General features: G+C 72.7%; 15 protein-coding genes and 3 pseudogenes. 9 read left to right on the forward strand and 9 right to left on the reverse strand.

Annotation, left to right across the window (positions count from 1 at the left end; translation table 11 throughout):
• The first annotated feature begins 141 nt into the window (after positions 1-141).
• The 5 genes and pseudogenes from QC283_RS27950 to QC283_RS27970 all read left to right on the forward strand — a co-directional run bounded on the left by QC283_RS27950 (position 142) and on the right by QC283_RS27970 (position 3,022).
• Positions 142-348 (forward strand): hypothetical protein, encoded by a 207-nt coding sequence (locus QC283_RS27950; protein WP_279564474.1) that lies wholly within the window; start codon positions 142-144, stop codon positions 346-348.
• The gene (locus QC283_RS27955; protein ID WP_279564475.1) at positions 345-1,460 is read left to right on the forward strand and encodes a hypothetical protein; all 1,116 of its coding nucleotides are present in this window, start codon (positions 345-347) and stop codon (positions 1,458-1,460) included. Before QC283_RS27950 ends, QC283_RS27955 begins: the two co-directional genes overlap by 4 nt.
• A 118-nt stretch (positions 1,461-1,578) precedes the next feature.
• Positions 1,579-1,767 (forward strand): annotated as a pseudogene (locus tag QC283_RS27960) (transposase); the annotation flags it as partial.
• A 229-nt stretch (positions 1,768-1,996) separates the two neighbouring features.
• A pseudogene (locus tag QC283_RS27965) lies at positions 1,997-2,283 on the forward strand (hypothetical protein); the annotation flags it as partial.
• An 85-nt stretch (positions 2,284-2,368) separates the two neighbouring features.
• Positions 2,369-3,022: pseudogene (locus tag QC283_RS27970) on the forward strand (class I SAM-dependent methyltransferase).
• 23 nt (positions 3,023-3,045) lie between these two features.
• On the opposite strand, the gene QC283_RS27975 reads toward QC283_RS27970, so the two are convergent.
• Positions 3,046-3,819 (reverse strand): peptidyl-tRNA hydrolase, encoded by a 774-nt coding sequence (locus tag QC283_RS27975; protein ID WP_443032703.1) that lies wholly within the window; start codon positions 3,817-3,819, stop codon positions 3,046-3,048.
• 47 nt (positions 3,820-3,866) lie between these two features.
• On the opposite strand from QC283_RS27975, the gene QC283_RS27980 reads away from it, so the two are divergent.
• A complete protein-coding gene (locus tag QC283_RS27980; RefSeq protein ID WP_279564476.1) occupies positions 3,867-4,718 on the forward strand; it encodes an ABC transporter ATP-binding protein in 852 nt (283 codons plus the stop codon).
• The gene (locus tag QC283_RS27985) at positions 4,715-5,386 is read left to right on the forward strand and encodes an ABC transporter (protein ID WP_279564477.1); all 672 of its coding nucleotides are present in this window, start codon (positions 4,715-4,717) and stop codon (positions 5,384-5,386) included. Before QC283_RS27980 ends, QC283_RS27985 begins: the two co-directional genes overlap by 4 nt.
• On the opposite strand, the gene QC283_RS27990 is transcribed toward QC283_RS27985, so the two are convergent.
• From QC283_RS27990 to zapE, 8 genes are all read right to left on the reverse strand, one after another.
• A complete protein-coding gene (locus tag QC283_RS27990) occupies positions 5,378-5,575 on the reverse strand; it encodes a hypothetical protein (RefSeq protein ID WP_279564478.1) in 198 nt (65 codons plus the stop codon). The genes QC283_RS27985 and QC283_RS27990 overlap by 9 nt on opposite strands.
• Before the next feature lie 18 nt (positions 5,576-5,593).
• Entirely contained in the window at positions 5,594-6,454 is an 861-nt protein-coding gene (locus QC283_RS27995) for a polysaccharide deacetylase family protein (RefSeq protein ID WP_279564479.1), read from the reverse strand.
• Positions 6,455-6,552: 98 nt separating this feature from the next.
• Positions 6,553-8,088 carry an FAD-dependent oxidoreductase gene (locus QC283_RS28000; RefSeq protein ID WP_279564480.1) on the reverse strand — a complete coding sequence of 512 codons (1,536 nt, stop codon included), beginning with the start codon at positions 8,086-8,088 and terminating at the stop codon, positions 6,553-6,555.
• Between the two features lie 70 nt (positions 8,089-8,158).
• Positions 8,159-9,550: a PhoX family protein gene (locus tag QC283_RS28005; RefSeq protein ID WP_279564481.1), complete on the reverse strand. Its 1,392-nt coding sequence runs from the start codon at positions 9,548-9,550 to the stop codon at positions 8,159-8,161.
• Between the two features lie 249 nt (positions 9,551-9,799).
• Positions 9,800-11,290 carry a SulP family inorganic anion transporter gene (locus tag QC283_RS28010; protein ID WP_279564482.1) on the reverse strand — a complete coding sequence of 497 codons (1,491 nt, stop codon included), beginning with the start codon at positions 11,288-11,290 and terminating at the stop codon, positions 9,800-9,802.
• 8 nt (positions 11,291-11,298) lie between these two features.
• The gene (locus QC283_RS28015) at positions 11,299-11,880 is read right to left on the reverse strand and encodes a carbonic anhydrase (protein ID WP_279564483.1); all 582 of its coding nucleotides are present in this window, start codon (positions 11,878-11,880) and stop codon (positions 11,299-11,301) included.
• Between the two features lie 78 nt (positions 11,881-11,958).
• Positions 11,959-12,360 (reverse strand): hypothetical protein, encoded by a 402-nt coding sequence (locus QC283_RS28020; RefSeq protein ID WP_279564484.1) that lies wholly within the window; start codon positions 12,358-12,360, stop codon positions 11,959-11,961.
• Positions 12,361-12,566: 206 nt separating this feature from the next.
• The gene (gene zapE / locus QC283_RS28025) at positions 12,567-13,697 is read right to left on the reverse strand and encodes a cell division protein ZapE (RefSeq protein ID WP_383528304.1); all 1,131 of its coding nucleotides are present in this window, start codon (positions 13,695-13,697) and stop codon (positions 12,567-12,569) included.
• Between the two features lie 150 nt (positions 13,698-13,847).
• On the opposite strand from zapE, the gene QC283_RS28030 reads away from it, so the two are divergent.
• Both QC283_RS28030 and QC283_RS28035 read left to right on the forward strand, forming a co-directional pair.
• Positions 13,848-14,645 carry a pyrimidine reductase family protein gene (locus QC283_RS28030; protein ID WP_279564485.1) on the forward strand — a complete coding sequence of 266 codons (798 nt, stop codon included), beginning with the start codon at positions 13,848-13,850 and terminating at the stop codon, positions 14,643-14,645.
• 153 nt (positions 14,646-14,798) lie between these two features.
• Positions 14,799-15,272, forward strand: coding sequence for an indole-3-glycerol phosphate synthase (locus tag QC283_RS28035; protein ID WP_279564486.1), 474 nt, complete (start codon positions 14,799-14,801; stop codon positions 15,270-15,272).
• The last annotated feature ends 46 nt before the right edge of the window (positions 15,273-15,318 follow it).

Raw genomic sequence — 15,318 nt, forward strand, 5'->3', positions numbered from 1 at the left:
TGATCGCGCCAGCGGCCACCCCGCTTCGGTGTCCGGTCCGGAAGTAACGGCTCGATCCGCGCCCACTGCGCGTCAGTCAACGGCACACCCAGACCAACGACCGACTGATCCAAACGAAACTGCCTAGCCCCGCAAATCGCCATGCCCCAGGTGTTCGGCGCCGAGTTCGCCCTCCGCTTCCTCACCTGTTACCTGGACGAGGGATTGACCGCTGGTCTCGCTCTACTGGAGACCGTGCGGTGGTTCGCCGCCACCTACCGGAACCCACTAGCGCTGGCCTACGGCCTGGTCTGTGGGCTGGACAGCCGCGTCGGCACGTCACCGCAGGAAGGAACGATCGGTTCATGACCCCGTCCCCGAGGACACGGCGCCTGCTGCGCTGGCCTGCCCGTCGGCCGTCGGCCGTCCCGCCCGCCGACGGCATCGTCACCGTTGACCTGGACACCGACGGCTGGCTGCTGCACGGCGAGACCCGCGAACCGGTCCGCGCCGACCGCCTGAGGCGTCATCTGGCGGACCGGCTGAACCCGCCGCGGTGGGCCACCGACATCCTGGTGTACGTGCACGGCTGGCAGACCGGCCCGGGCGCGGCGGTGCGCAACGCCCAGCGGCTGCTGGGCCTCATGGAACGCCAGCAGACGGCCCGCGAGGCGCTCTACCCGCGGCTGCGGGCGGGCTTCGCGCCGTGGACCGTGGTGGTGCGCTGGCCGTCCTCCTCGCCGCTCACCAGGGGCGGATACGAGCGGATCCGGGAACGGGCGCACGCGATGAGCACCGGTGAGGAGGGCTACGCCCCGCACATCCTGGGTCATCTGCTCGGTTATCTGCACGCCGAGCGCGGTGACCCGGCGGAGGGCACCCTGCGCACCAGGGGTGGTCAGTACCTCCATCTGGTCGGGCACTCCTTCGGCGGACGTTTCCTGTGCGAGGCAGTGACCTGGGCCGCGGAGGCGGAGGCCGAGCGCGGGGGGGCCCTGGGCTGGAGCACCGCGACCCATCCCTCGCTGCCGTTTACGGTGGACTCGTTGACCGTGTTCCAGATGGCGGCTCCGCGGACCGCGTTCGATACGGTTTTCCACCGGCTGCGGCCCGGACCGATGGGGCACGCCTCTCCGGTGGGCGGGCCTCTGGTGTTCACTCACTCCCGGTACGACCGGGCCACCGGCTTCTGGCACCTGCTGGGTGAGAAGGCCCCGGGAATCGGGCACTCGGGGATGCGGCTGTTGGCCACTCCTCCGCCTGGGCTCGCTCCTCACGACGTCTGGTCGACACGACTGCTGCGGGCTGACACTCCCTATCCGCGCCGGTCGCTGGACCACGCCTTCGTCAACGTCGACGCGAGTTGGCGGTACCGCAGCAGTCGGCTCAATCCGGTGGGCGCCCACTCAGATCACTACCACCCGGAATCGGCGCACCTGCTGCTCAGCCTTGCGGAACACTCCCGCCCGGACTCGGACTGACCGTCACGGCGGAGCCCCCCCCGGCCGAGCCGACGCTGTGGTGACGACGCCTAGTAGGGCTCGGTCAGGTCGGTTGTGTTGAGCGTTTCCTTTTGGCTTGGTGTTGCGTTGAGAGGGTGTGACTTCGGACGAGGTTGTTGCTGTACGTAGTGAGTTGGACTTCGCGGCGGAGGGTTTCGAGCCGTTCGCGAGGAACGACCAGCGTCGGTGGGGGCGGGTCTATCTGCGGGACCTGCTCACGGACGGGCAGCGTAAGTCGGTCGAGCCGATGGCCGCTCGACTGGGCGAGGACGGGAGGGGGCGAGCGAAAAGCGTGCTGTGAAGAGCGCGGTGGTCCTGGGACTCGGCCAGTGCCGCAGCAGCTGCACCATCCGGTGCCGGCTCCGGCAGAGCCTCACGCAGGACCGGTCGTGCCCCCTGCTCTGTCAGTGACAAAGCTGCTAGGAGGGGCAAGGTCGTGATGTCTCCAGATGTTACCCCCGACCCGTACGCCGACCCGCTGAAGTTCGGGCAGAAGGTGCAGATCCTGCGGCGCCATGGGTTCCATCGAGAACCCGGACGTTTACCTCAAAGTCGGCAAGCTCGTGGACATCGGCGTGCATCAGTTGATCCTCGACACACCCGTCTGGTGGGGCATGTGACGCCTGTACAACGGCGGCCGGTACAAGCCCACGCCTCATTCATCGAGTGCCGGAGCGCCGGCCTGTGTCTTCGCACGGGTGGGTTCCTGAAGTCCCAGGGATAGGCCGTCGACGAAGAACTGTGGGCCATCGACGGCGCGAACTGCTCGCCGTGCGACGACAAGGTGCCAGACAGCCACTGACCCCCGCTACAGTCACCCCCGCCCTCACCGTTCCCCTGGAGGGCGGGGCGGCCGTGTCCCCCTACAAGACCCGGAGGAACGCGCAGTGCCCGTACCGTACGACATCGCAGCCGATGCCGAGTTGTGGGACACCTTCGCTGAATTTGCCTTCACAGCGGATGCCGAACCTGTCTTCTGCTGGACCCAGTACGCCGGGCACGGCCCAGGCCCGCAACTGCTTGGCTCCCCTCGCCGCGTGTTGGAGATCGGCTGCGGCACGGGCCGCGCCCTGGCCTATCTGGCCCGGCGCGGCGTGGACGCGCACGGCGTCGACCTCTCCCCGGCCATGGTCAAGAAGACCACCGAACGATGGGCCGACACGGGCGTCACCTTCGGCTGCGGAGAAGTCCTGGAATGGCTGGCCGCCTGCGAGTACACGTACGACGCCGTCTACTCGATCTTCGGCGCTGCCTGGTTCACCAACCCGGTGGCCCTCTTCCCGCTGGTGCGCGCACGCCTCAATCCCGGCGGCGTGTTCGTGTTCTCCCAGCCGCCCGCGATCCCCGGCGCCTACGGGCCGCAGGGCATGTACAAGGGCGGCTTCGCGGGCAAGGCCATGTTCACCTATCGCTACAGTTACCGCCCGGCCGCTTGAGAGCGGCTGCTGACCCGAGCCGGCTTCGGCTCGGCCGAGGCGACCGTCCTGGACTCGCCTGCGCCTGGGCACATCGGCACGCTACTGGTGCGCGCCACTGCTTAGGCCCGACAGACGCCGCCCCTGCCTCACCGCAGCGCCGGGTGGTCCGCCACCACCGTGCACGACCCCGGTGCGATCTCCGTGTACCCGGCGTCGCGGACCACCGGCAGGCCGCCGGTGGTGAGGCCGCCCCAGCGGGCCGGGTCGGCGGTGCGTACCGCCAGCGGGAAGCCCGCGTCGCGCCACGCAGCCCGCTCGGCGTCCGACAGCTCCCACCAGGCGAGCTGCGCGCCGTGCCCGGCCTGGGCCATCGCCTTGCCGGCCGACATGTCCAGGTCCGGGTTCATCCAGAGCACCGGCGCGCAGGGGTCGGCGTCGGCCGGCGGTTCCGGGTCGTCGAGGTCGGTGCCGGAGACCTGGAGGCGGGCCAGGTCCTTGGGCCAGCCGTCCAGCGGGACCGGCGGGAAGACCCGCACCTCGGCCGTCTTCCCGGTGACCGTGACGCCGGGCAGCGCCTCGGCCCGCCGCCACTCGGCGCCGCGCGCCCGCCGTACGACCTTGCGGATGCGCGCGTCCTGCCAGTCCCGCATCGCCCGCGCCCACTCGCCGTCGCCGGCCGACCGCTCGTCTCCGAGCATCACCAGCACCGCCCGGGCGGCCGTCTCCAGCGCGTCGGTACGGGGCGGCGGCGCCGCCCGCTCGATGCGTACGACCAGCGGCAGCACGAACTGCGGCGCGAGGTCGCGGTCGCCGGGCTCGGGGCGGAAGGGACTGTCCGGGACGGACGGACTGTCGGGAACAGACGGACTGTCGCGGACGGACGGACTGTCGGGGACGGGTGTCGTCGGATCGTTGCTCACGCCCACCAGTCTGCCAAGCCACGCACGCGACGCGAGAGGATGACCCCATGCAACGCGAGCTGCGACTCGACGGCGTCGGCCGTAGGTACGGCATGCGCGGGCCCTGGGTCCTGCGCGGCGTCGACCTGGACGTGACGCCCGGCACCCTCGTCCGCGTCGAAGGCACCAACGGCACCGGCAAGTCGACCCTGCTGCGTCTGCTCGCCGGGATCGACGCCCCCACCGAGGGCCGGGTCACCGGCCGTCCGCGCACGGCCTACGTCCCCGAGCGCTTCCCGCCCGCCCTGCCCTTCACCGCCGCCGCCTACCTCACCCATCTCGGCACCGTGCACGGGCTGTCCCGCCGTGCGGCGGCCCGTGCGGCCGGGCAGTGGCTGGAGCGGCTGGGGGCCGCCGGGTACGCCTCCACTCCGCTGGCCCGGCTGTCCAAGGGCACCAGCCAGAAGGTGGCCGTGGCGCAGGCCCTGCTCGCCGAACCGGAGCTGCTCGTGCTCGACGAGGCCTGGACCGGGCTCGACGCCGAAGCCCGGGGCGAGTTGGAACGGGCGGTCGCCGAGCGTACGGCGTCCGGCGGTGCCGTCGTCTTCGTCGACCACGACCCGCGCCGTCTGGCCGACGCGCAGGGCGCCGCGTACACCGTGCGCGACGGCACCCTCCACCGCCGTACCGAACACCTCGGGGTACCGGACGGGCCGCGCGTCGTCGTCCGGGTGCAGGGACCGCCCGGCGACGCCCTGCCCGCCGGCGCGCTGCGGATCGCCGCCGCCGAGGAAAGCCGCCCCGGCTCCTACTCCCTCACTGTCCCCGCCTCCCACTCCGACGTCCTGCTGCGTACGCTTCTGACCGCCCGGCCGCCCTGGCACGTGGTGAGCGTGCACGCCCAGGAAGGCCCGCGATGACCGCCCTGCTCCGCTACCAGGCCGCCCTCCTGCTGCGCTCCCAGCGCTGGCTCCCGCCCGTCATCCTGTACGCCGCCGCGCTCGGCATCGGTGTGCGGGGCGGGCAGCCGGTGCTCGACTCACTGGGCTGGGCGGCTGCCATGCTGCTGCCGGTCGCCGCCTGGCTGGTGCGGATCTGCGTCACCGGGGAGCCGCCCGGCGCCCGGGCGTGTGTGTCGGCGGCGCGCGGACCCGCGCGTGCCCACCTGGCCGGTCTGCTGGTGGCGCTCGCCGCCGCGGTCGTACTGGGTACGGCGGCCACCGTCGTCGTGACACTGATCAGCGACCCGGTGAGCACGGACCACGGCACGCGCGTGCCCCCGCTCCCGGCGGGCGGCGCCGGACTGCTCGCCGCCCTGGTGTGCGCCCTGCTCGGCACCGCCGTCGGCGCCCTCACCGCCTGGCCGTTGCTGCGCTCGCCCGGCCGCGCGGTCCCCGCGCTGCTGCTCGCGGCCCTCCTGGCGCTGGTGGCGTCGGGCTCCCCGGCGCGGGCGGCGGTCAGTGGTCTGGTCACCGGGTCGAAGTCCGGCACGGTACCGCTGCCGCTGCTCCCGCTGGCCGTGGCGGCCTCGGTCACCGCGGCCGCGGCCGCCGTGGCCTGTGCGCTCAGCTCGCGCAGATCAGCCTGAGCAGGCCGTGCGCTGGGCCTCCTGCCACTCGCAGACCGGGCAGAAGGTGATGCCCTTGTACGACTCGGGGTACTCCGTCGGCTCCCGGCACAGGACGCACTCGGCGTACGGCGGGCCGTCGGCCTTGGGCGGGCGGGTCGCGTCGATCAGACAGTAGTCGTTCGGACCGGGGTCGTCGTCGCTGCTCATTCCTCCAGCGTAGGCCCGTCAGCGGCCGCCGTCCGAGGCGCCGATCAGCTCCGAGACCTTCACGAAGCGGTAGCCCCGGCGGCGCAGCTCGGGCACGACCGTCCGCACCACCTCCTCGGTCACCGGGGCGGCGCTGCGGGTGCAGTGCATGACGACGACCGACCCCGGCCGCACCCCGTCCAGCACCTGCCGGGCCACCGCGTCCGCGTCCGTCGCGAACGCGTCCCCGCTCACCACGTCCCACTGCACGGCGGTGACACCGGTGGCGGTCAGCTCCTCGAGCGCCGCCTTGTCGTAACAGCCGCCGGGGAAACGGAAGTACGGCATCGCGTTCCGTACCCCGGCCTTCTCGAACGCCGTGTAGGCCCGCTCCACGTCCGACCGCATCCGCTCCTTCGGCACGGTCGGCAGGCCGTAGCAGTCATCGGTGTAGGCGTAGTGGCTGTAGGAGTGGTTGGCGATCTCGAACCGGGGGTCCCGGCCGATGGACCGGGCCTCGTCCGGGTACTCCTCGGCCCACCGGCCGGTCATGAACACCGTGGCCGGCACCTTCAGCTTCCGCAGGGTCGCGATCAGCCGCGGGTTGTCGAACCGTTCGCCCGCCGCCGCCCGCGGCCCCTGGTCGGCGGTCATGTCGGCGTCGAAGGTGAGGGCGACCGTCTTCTCCCGGGCGCGCGGGCCGTGCTCGAAGACGGGGGTCAGACCGGCGGGGCCGGGGGCCAGTGTCGGAGGCCGGGACGGGGCCGGCTCCGAAGGGGCGGCGGCGGACGCGGTCGGCGCCGGGCGGGGGGCCCGCGGGGCCTCGGTGGCGGTCCCGCAGGCGGCGAGGGTGGCGCCCAGGGCACCCAGAACGGCTGCGCGTCGTACGAGAGTGATCACCGTACGAACGTATGAGTGTGCTGTTCTGTATGTACGACCATGAGGTGCGACGTGCCTGCGGGGTCACCCTCCCGGCTCAGAACGGGGTTCAGGAGCGGTCAGATGTCCCGCTGCTCCAGCGGCTTCGTCGCCGGGCCCTCGATCACCTTGCCGTCCGTGCCGAAGCGGGAGCCGTGGCAGGGGCACTCCCAGGCGCGTTCCGCCGCGTTGAAGTTGACCAGGCAGCCGAGGTGGGTGCAACGCGGTGAGACGGCGTGCAGCGCGCCCGCCTCGTCCCGGTAGACCGCCAGCCGGTCACCGCCCGCCCGTACGACGGCACCCTCGCCCGGCGGCAGGGCGTCCACCGGCGGCGCGGGCCGCAGCCGGTCGCCGACGAAGTGGCGGGCGACCTCGGCCTGCGTCTTGAGGAAGGCCGGGGCCTCACGCACCGCCGTGCGCAGCCGGCGCGGATCGTACAGTTCGCTCCACGCGCACTCCTCGCCGGTGATCTGCGCGGTGAGCAGCCGGCCCGCCATCATGCCGCCGCTCAGCCCCCAGCCGCCGAAGCCCGTGGCGACGTACGTGTGGTGCGCGCCGGGGTGCAGCGGGCCCACCATCGGCACGGTGTCCGTGGGGTCGATGTCCTGCGTGGCCCAGGCGTAGGTGAGGTCGGCGCCGGGGAAATGCTCGCCGGCCCAGGCGGACAGGCGGTCGAAGCGCTCCCGGGTGTCGCCCGTGCCGGGCGTGAAGTGCTCCCCGGTGACGACCAGCAGCCGGCGGCCCGCGGCGTCGCCCGCACCGTCCAGGGGGGCCGTACGGACCGAGCGGGTGTTCTCGTCCGGCGTGATGTACATGCCGTCGACATCGCGGTCCGCCTCGATGCTCCCGGCGACGACCAGTTCCCGGCGGGGGGAGAGGCGGGCGAAGAGGAGAGCGCGGTCGAAGATCGGGTAGTGGGTGGCGACCACCACGTCCCGGGCGGTCACCGTCGCGCCCGCCCCGGTCGACACGCGGCACGGCTCGCCCTCGTCCAGGCCGTGGACGGTGGTGTTCTCGAAGATCCGCCCGCCGTGCGCCTCCAGGTCGTCGGCGAGGGCCAGCAGGTACTTGCGCGGATGGAACTGGGCCTGCCCGGTCACCTCGACCGCGCCCGCGACCGGGAACGGCAGCCCCGTCTCCGTCACGAACGACGCCGGCAGCCCCGCCTCCTTCGCGGCGGCCGCCTCGGCCCGCAACTCGTCCACGCGGCCCGCGTCGCAGACATAGGTGTACGCGCTGCGGGTCTCCCAGTCGCAGTCGATGCCCAGCTCGGCCACGATCCCGGCGGCACGCTCGATCGCCTCGGTCTGCGAGCGGGCGTACAGGCGGGCGCCCTCGGGGCCCCGGGTGCGACGCAGCTTGTCGTAGATCAGCGTGTGCTGGGCGGTCAGCTTGGCGCTGGTGTGGCCGGTGACGCCGGCGGCGACCCGACCGGCCTCCAGCACCGCCACACCGCGCCCGGCCCGCGCCAGTTCCCAGGCCGCGCTGAGCCCGGCGACGCCGGCGCCGATCACGGCGACGTCGACGTCGAGGTCCTCCGCGAGGGCGGGGCGCGGCGCACCGCCCGGTGCCGTCTGAAGCCAGTACGAGCCGTTGACCTGCGCTTTCTCCGTCATACGGCGCCGAGTACCCAGGAGGGACGGCTTCAGTGACCGGGCGGTGCGCCCGCCCCCTGGCAGGCGCGCGCTACCCGCGCCAGGGGCCCGTCACCGCGAACGTCGTCCCGGGCGTGTAGCAGTTGACGTACATGGTGTCGCCGTCGGGGGAGAAGGCGACACCGGCGAACTCACCCCACTCCGGGTCGTCCGGTGTCCCGATGTTCTGCGCGCCGCGGGCCATCGCGTACACCTCGCCGCGCCTGGTCACGCCGTAGACGTGCTGGGCGCCGTTGCCGTCCTCGCAGACCATGAGGCCGCCGCTGGGGGCCAGGCAGATGTTGTCGGGGGACTCGCCGGGGAGCTGGACGTCGGTGTCCGGGCCGAAGACGATCACCAGGGTCAGCCGGCGCCGCTCGGGGTCGTAGCGCCAGATCTGCCCGTAGTGGTCGCCCGCCGAACCCTCCGCGCTGCGGGCGAAGGACGACACGAAGTACACGCTGCGCCCGCCCCAGTAGCAGCCCTCCAGCTTCTGCGCGTGGGTGATGCCGCCCCGGCCGAAGTCCTGGTGCCGGATGGGCGTCCCGGTGGCCAGCGGGTCGGGAACGTCCACCCACTCGACGCCGTCGAAGCAGGCGCCCGTCTCCTGGATCGAGGAGAGGTCGGGCACGCCGGGCACCCGCATCGCCTGGAGCCGGCCGCCCGCCCGCAGCGAGCCGGTGCCGCCCAGCGGCTTCTCGGGCAGGAACCGGTAGAAGAGACCGAACGGCCGCTCGAACGCGTCCTCCGTCTCGTAGACGACGCCCCGCCGCGGGTCCACGGCGACCGCCTCGTGCTGGAAGCGGCCCATCGCGGTCAGCGGCACCGCGCCGGTGCGGTGCGGATCGGCCGGGTCGACCTCGAAGATGAAGCCGTGGTCCTTGGTGTAGCCGTTGGTGCCGGCCTTGTCCTCGGTCTCCTCGCAGGTCAGCCAGGTGTCCCACGGGGTGGGCCCGCCCGCGCAGTTCACCGCCGTACCGGCGATCGCGACCCGCTCGTCCCGGACGTGGCCCCGGGAGTCCAGGGTCAGGGCCGTACAGCCGCCCTTGCCCTCCGGGTCGTACGTCAGTCCCTCGACCGTGGGGACGGGGATCCTGGGGTCGGCGCGGTTCTCGTGGTTGCGCACGAGATGGACGCCGCCGCGGCGGCCCCCGTGACGGCCTCCGGAACGCGCGGCGAAGGCCGCCATGCCGTCGTGGTTGGACGGGACCGGGCCCTCGCCGGAGCGCAGCTCGTCGCCCTCGCGGGACAGCACCCGGTAGCGGAATCCTCTGGGCAGGTCGAGCAGGCCGTCGGGGTCGGGTACCAGGGGGCCGTAGCCGGTGTGGCCCGCGGCCTGGGCGGCGGCGGTACCGGCGAAGAGTTCGGAGAGGGTTCCGGTGAAGGCGATGCCTGCGCCGAGGGCTCCTGTGCGGGCGAGTACCTGGCGTCGGGTTGCGGACATGGGGCGACCTTCCTGCTGGCGGACAGGACTGTGACCCCGCCGTGTCTATCATCTGCCGGTAATACCGGGAACCACGCGCGTAGCTCGTGTCACTGGTCACCGGTCGCCGGGCCACGGGCTCTCGTCTCCGGTCGCCAGGTCATGGGCTTTCGTCACGGCGTGCCGGACGCCCGGTCCGAGGCCGTGCCCCGGGCCGGGCGCCGTCACCGGTGGCCGCCAGGGACCACCGGCGAGACCGTACGGGTGTGACTACACGGTCGCCGTCATCGGCTCGGTGACCTTCACCGGGTCCGTGCCGATGGCGCTGTGCCGCTCGGCCCAGTTCTCCAGGGCGGTGCGGCAGGCGTGGTCCAGGTGGTGCAGCCCGGACAGGTCCAGCTCGACCGGGCGGTCCTGCGGCAGCGCCTCCAGGCTCTCCAGGATCTTCGGCAGCCGCAGGAAGGTCGCGTTGCCCGACAGGTGCGCCTGGATGGGGCCGGCGCCCTTGTCGACGATCTCCAGTTTGAGGTGGGAGGCCTCCCAGGCGGTCTTGGCCACGGACAGCGCCAGACCGATCAGCACGCCCTCGAACATGTTCACCGCGACGATCGACACGGCCGTGACCACCAGGATCAGCGCCTCGCCCCGGTGCCCCCGCCACAGCGACACGATGCCGCGGAACGGGATCAGCTTCCAGCCCGCGTGGACCAGGATGCCGGCCAGCGCCGGCAGCGGGATCAGCGCCAGCGCGGACGGCAGCAGCGCGGCGAACAGCAGCAGCCACACACCGTGCAGCACCCGGGACGCCTTGGTCCGCGCGCCCGCGCCGACGTTGGCGGAGCTGCGCACGATCACGGCGGTCATCGGCAGCGCGCCGAGCAGACCGCACACCGTGTTGCCCGCGCCCTGCGCCATCAGCTCCTTGTTGTACTCGGTGCGCGGGCCGTTGTGCAGCCGGTCCACCGCGGCGGCGCTGAACAGGCTCTCCGCCGAGGCGATCAGGGTGAAGGCGACGATCGTGCCGAGGACGCCCACGTTCACCAGCTCGCCGAAGGCGTCGGCGCCGGGCGGCTGGATGGAGTCCAGCAGGCCGTTCACCTCGACGGTCGCCACCGACAGCCCGAAGACCGCCGTGACCGCCGTGGCCAGGCCGACCGCGGCCAGCGCGCCCGGCACGGTCCGTACCCGCTTCGGCAGCCGCTTCCACAGCACCATCACCGCGATGGTGCCGGCGCCGAGGGCGAGTGAGGTGAGCGCCTCGGTGCTGCCCAGCGCGTCGGCGGCGGCCCCGGGCAGCCCGGTCAGCTTGTCGATCCCGGAGGCGGGCGCCTCGAGACCGGCCGCCGAGTACAGCTGGCCGGCGATGAGTACGAGGCCGATGCCGGCCAGCATGCCCTCGACGACCGAGAGGGAGATCGCCCGGAACCAGCGCCCCAGCTTCAGGGCGCCCATCGCGAGCTGGATCAGACCGGCGGCCAGCACGATCACGCCGAGCGCGGGCAGCCCGTACGCGTCGACCGCGCCGAAGACCAGCACGGTGAGGCCGGCGGCCGGACCGGACACCTGGAGGCTGCTGCCCGGCAGGAATCCGGTGACGATGCCGCCCACGATGCCGGTGACGAGGCCGAGTTCGGCGGGCACGCCGGAGGCGACGGCGACGCCGACGCACAGCGGGAGGGCGACCAGGAACACGACGAGCGAGGCGGTGAAGTCCGCCCGCAGATGGGGGAACTTCCGGCCGTTCCCGGATATGGCGTTCATGTCGGCGCTCACAGGGTCTCGAACGTGTCGGTGTCCGCGTGGTGTGCGCGTACGACCCCGGTGTGGACCTCGTAGTACCAGCCGTGCGTCCGCAGCCGTCCGTCCGTCAGCCGCTGTTCGACACAGGGGTAGGAGCGCAGCCGCAGCAGTTGTGCCAGGACGTGGTGCTGTACGGCCTCGGCGACCGTCGGGTCGCTGGGGTCGCACGGCTTCGGCGCGTCCGCGGCGTGCGCCAGCCAGTCGCGCACGGCGGGTACGGCGCTCAGGTCGTCGCCGCGTACCAGGGCGCCGACGGCGCCGCAGTGGGAGTGGCCGCAGACCACGATGTCGGTGACGCCGAGCACTTCCACGGCGTACTCGATGGTGGCCGCCTCGCTACAGGGGCGCTCGCCCTCGTGGGGCGGGACGATGTTGCCCGCGGTGCGCAGCTCGAAGAGCTGGCCGGGCCGGGCGCCCGTGATCAGGGCCGGTACGACCCGGGAGTCGGAGCAGGTGATGAACAGGACTTCGGGCGACTGGCCTTCGGCGTGCCCGGCGAACTCCTCAGGGCGCTGTCCGAACGTGCGGGCGTTGTCGATGAGGGGCTGCATGATGGGGTGATTCCTCCTGGCGCGCGGTGGGGGCGCGTCGGATGGGCAGGACAACAGCGGTGGGGGTGTCGTGTGCCCTCAGCAGCGGAAGACCTGAAGTGCCGCCGGAGAGTGGTCCGGCGCGGATCTCGGCCGGTGCCCGGTCGCACGGACCGACGTGTCGAGGTCGGGGACCGCGGGGCCGCGCTGTCGCAGGAACGGGCGCTCGAAGGCGTCGGGCTGGGGTGCGGTGGGGGTGCGGTGCCGGTCGCGGACGCGCGGCGAACTGGTCGGGTTTCCCGACGGGCCGACGTCGTGACAGGTGACGGTCTCGTCGTGCGACGCCGTACCGGAGAGGGTGGTTCCGGGGTGGGCGTTGGCCACGGCGTCACGGCTCGTATGCGCGGATGCGAAGGGTGTGCTGGGCGCGAACGCCACCAGGGCGGTCAGGACGCCGGCGAGGAGCGAGACCACGGCCCGGGCCGTCGTGCCTCGTAACATACGCCCCCCTCCAGGCAGTTCACGCCCGTGGCGTGGGCCGATGCGTGGTCAGCGCACGGCGAAGCATGGTCAAGGCACTGCCAACGCATGGTCAATGCCCGGTCAAGAAACACGTTAACCCTGCAAAGAGCTTTGCAGGGTTAACGTGGAGTTACGAGCTGGAGAGAGCCCGAAAAGCGCGCTGGGATGGCGAGAACAGGCTCTTCTCAGGGCGTGTCGACGAGCCGTGCCGCGTCCCGGGCCAGCGCGGTGAGCCGGGAGATCGCACGGAAGTACTTCTTGCGGTACCCGCCCTTCAGCATCTCCTCGCTGAAGAGCCGGTCGAAGGGCAGCCCGGAGGCCAGGACGGGCACCTCACGGTCGTAGAGCCGGTCCGCGAGGACCACGAGGCGAAGCGCCGTCGACTGGTCCGGCACCGGGCGCACCCCGGTGAGGCACACGGCCGCGACGCCGTCGGTCAGGGCGCCGTAGCGGCTGGGGTGGACGCGGGCGAGGTGGTCGAGGAGCGCGGGGAAGTCGTCCAGGGAAGCGCCCTCGGCGGCCTGCGCCGCGCGGGTCACCTGCTCGTCGGAGTACGGCGCCGGCGCCTCGGGCAGGCCGCGGTGGCGGTAGTCCTCACCGTCGATGCGCAGAGCGCGGAAGTGAGCGGACAGTCCCTGGATCTCGCGCAGGAAGTCGGCCGCGGCGAAGCGGCCCTCGCCGAGTTTGCCCGGCAGCGTGTTGGAGGTGGCGGCGAGCGCCACGCCCGCCTCGACGAGCCGGGCGAGCAGGCTGGAGACGAGGACGGTGTCGCCGGGATCGTCGAGCTCGAACTCGTCGATGCACAGGAGGCGGTGCCCGGAGAGGGTCTGCACGGTCTGCTGGAAGCCCAGGGCGCCGACGAGGTTGGTCAGCTCCACGAAGGTGCCGAACGCCTTGCGCTCCGGCTCCGCCGGGGTGGCGTGCCACAGGGAGGCCAGCAGGTGGGTCTTGCCGACGCCGTAGCCGCCGTCGAGGTAGACGCCTCGGGGGCCGGCGGGGGGCTTCGGGGTCCTGCTCCGGCCGAGGCCGAAGAAGCCTCGCCTGCCGGTGGCCGCGGGGGCCCCGCCCAGTCCGGTCGCGAAGTCCGCCAGGACCCGTACGGCCTCGCTCTGGCTGGGCTGGTTCGGGTCCGGGATGTACGTGCTGAAGCGGACCGAGTCGAAGCGGGGCGGGGGCACCATCTCGGCGACCAGGCGGTCCGCGGGGACGTGCGGCTCGCGGGCGCACAGGGACAGCGGGGCGGACGCGGACGCCGTCCCGGCTATCAGGGGGCGGCCGGAGGGGGCGGAACCGGGGGCGGGGGAGGAGGACGACACGGGGGTCCATGGTAGGCCCTGTTCGGGGACGGGTGCCGCTGTGCCGTGTCGCTGCGCGGGGGTGTGGAGGGGCGGCTGGTGCGGCTGGGTGGGCTGGGAGGGGTCATGGTGGGGCGGTTCGGGGGGCGGGTGCGTGGAACACTGCACGGCATGCGACGCCTGTTCCCTGTGCCCCCTGTGACCGATCAGACAACCGGCCCGGGCCCCGACGCCGCCACCGATCGGGAGTGGAGCCTCGCCGAGCTCGCCGCGGCCTATGCCTACCCCGAGCCGGACGGGCGGCCGAGGGCCTGGCTGCGGGCGAACATGGTCTCCACCCTCGACGGGGCCGCACAGCACGACGGCCGGTCCCAGCCCATCTCCAGCGCGGCCGACATGCGCGTCTTCGGCACCCTGCGCTCCCTGGCGGACGTGGTGATCGCCGGCGCCGAGACCGTACGCCAGGAGGGGTACCGCCCGGCACGCTCGCGTGCGGAGTTCGCCGAGCTGCGGCGGGCGGCCGGGCAGAGTCCCGCGCCGGCGATCGCCGTGGTCACCGCGAGCCTGGAGCTGGACTTCTCCCTGCCGCTGTTCACCTCACCCGTGGTGCCCACGCTGATCCTGACCGGAGCGGCCGCGGCCCCGGACCGGATCACGGCCGCCGAGAGGGCCGGCGCCCGGGTGGTGATCGCGGGTGACGGTGTCGGAGTGGACCCCGCCCGTGCCGTCGAGGCGCTCGCCGGGCTCGGGCACACCCGGCTGCTGACCGAGGGCGGTCCGCGGCTGCTGGGACAGTTCGTCACGGCGGGCGTGCTCGACGAGCTGTGCCTGACCGTCTCGCCGATGCTCACCGCGGGTGACGCGCAGCGGATCGCGGGCGGGCCCTCGGTCGAGGTGCCGCGGCGGTTCGCCCTGGCGTCCCTGCTGGAGGAGGAGGGCTTCCTCTTCAGCCAGTACCGGCGTGACTAGGGAATCCGTGGTGTCTCCCGTTCCGCTCGGCCCGCGCCGGGCACACTGAATCAGGCAGTACCTGGGCGATCACGGGGCAGGATGGTTTCCGCAGGGTCCGGTACGGCCTACGGAGGGTGGGCCCACGGGCCCTCGAAGGAGAAGGGGCGCCTGGTGTTCACAAGCGTTTTGATGATCGAGAAGGCCCTGACGTCCGCCGACGTGGAGTTCGTCACCACCTTGCACGGGGAGGAGCCGGTCGCCTTCCACGTGCTGCTCCAGCCGCGCGGCGATCAGGCGGACAGGCTGCTGCGTGCCATCGACGACGTCGCGCTCGGCGAGCTCGACGACGCCGTCCGGGAAGGGGAGACGCCCGAGGGCGAGGAGGCGCAGAGCGTCGGGCAGCGGGCACTGGAGGTGTCCCTCGCGGCGCTGCGCGCGTCCGGGGCCGAGGCCGAGGGCCGCCTGATCGAGGACCACCCGCTCGAGGAGCTCAGATCCCTGGTCCTGGAGATCGGCGCCGACGAGGTGATCGTCCTGACCGACCCGCACTACGTGGAGGAGTTCTTCCACCGGGACTGGGCCTCGCGAGCCCGCCACAAGGTCGGCGTACCGGTCCTGAAACTGTTCTCCCACAGCAAGGCATAGGCTGGGCCTCGCACTCCGGGGCCGCCCGTGCCCCGGGGCGCGCCCA

Source organism: Streptomyces sp. DH41, from assembly GCF_029813785.1.
Taxonomy (GTDB): Bacteria; Actinomycetota; Actinomycetes; order Streptomycetales; family Streptomycetaceae; genus Streptomyces.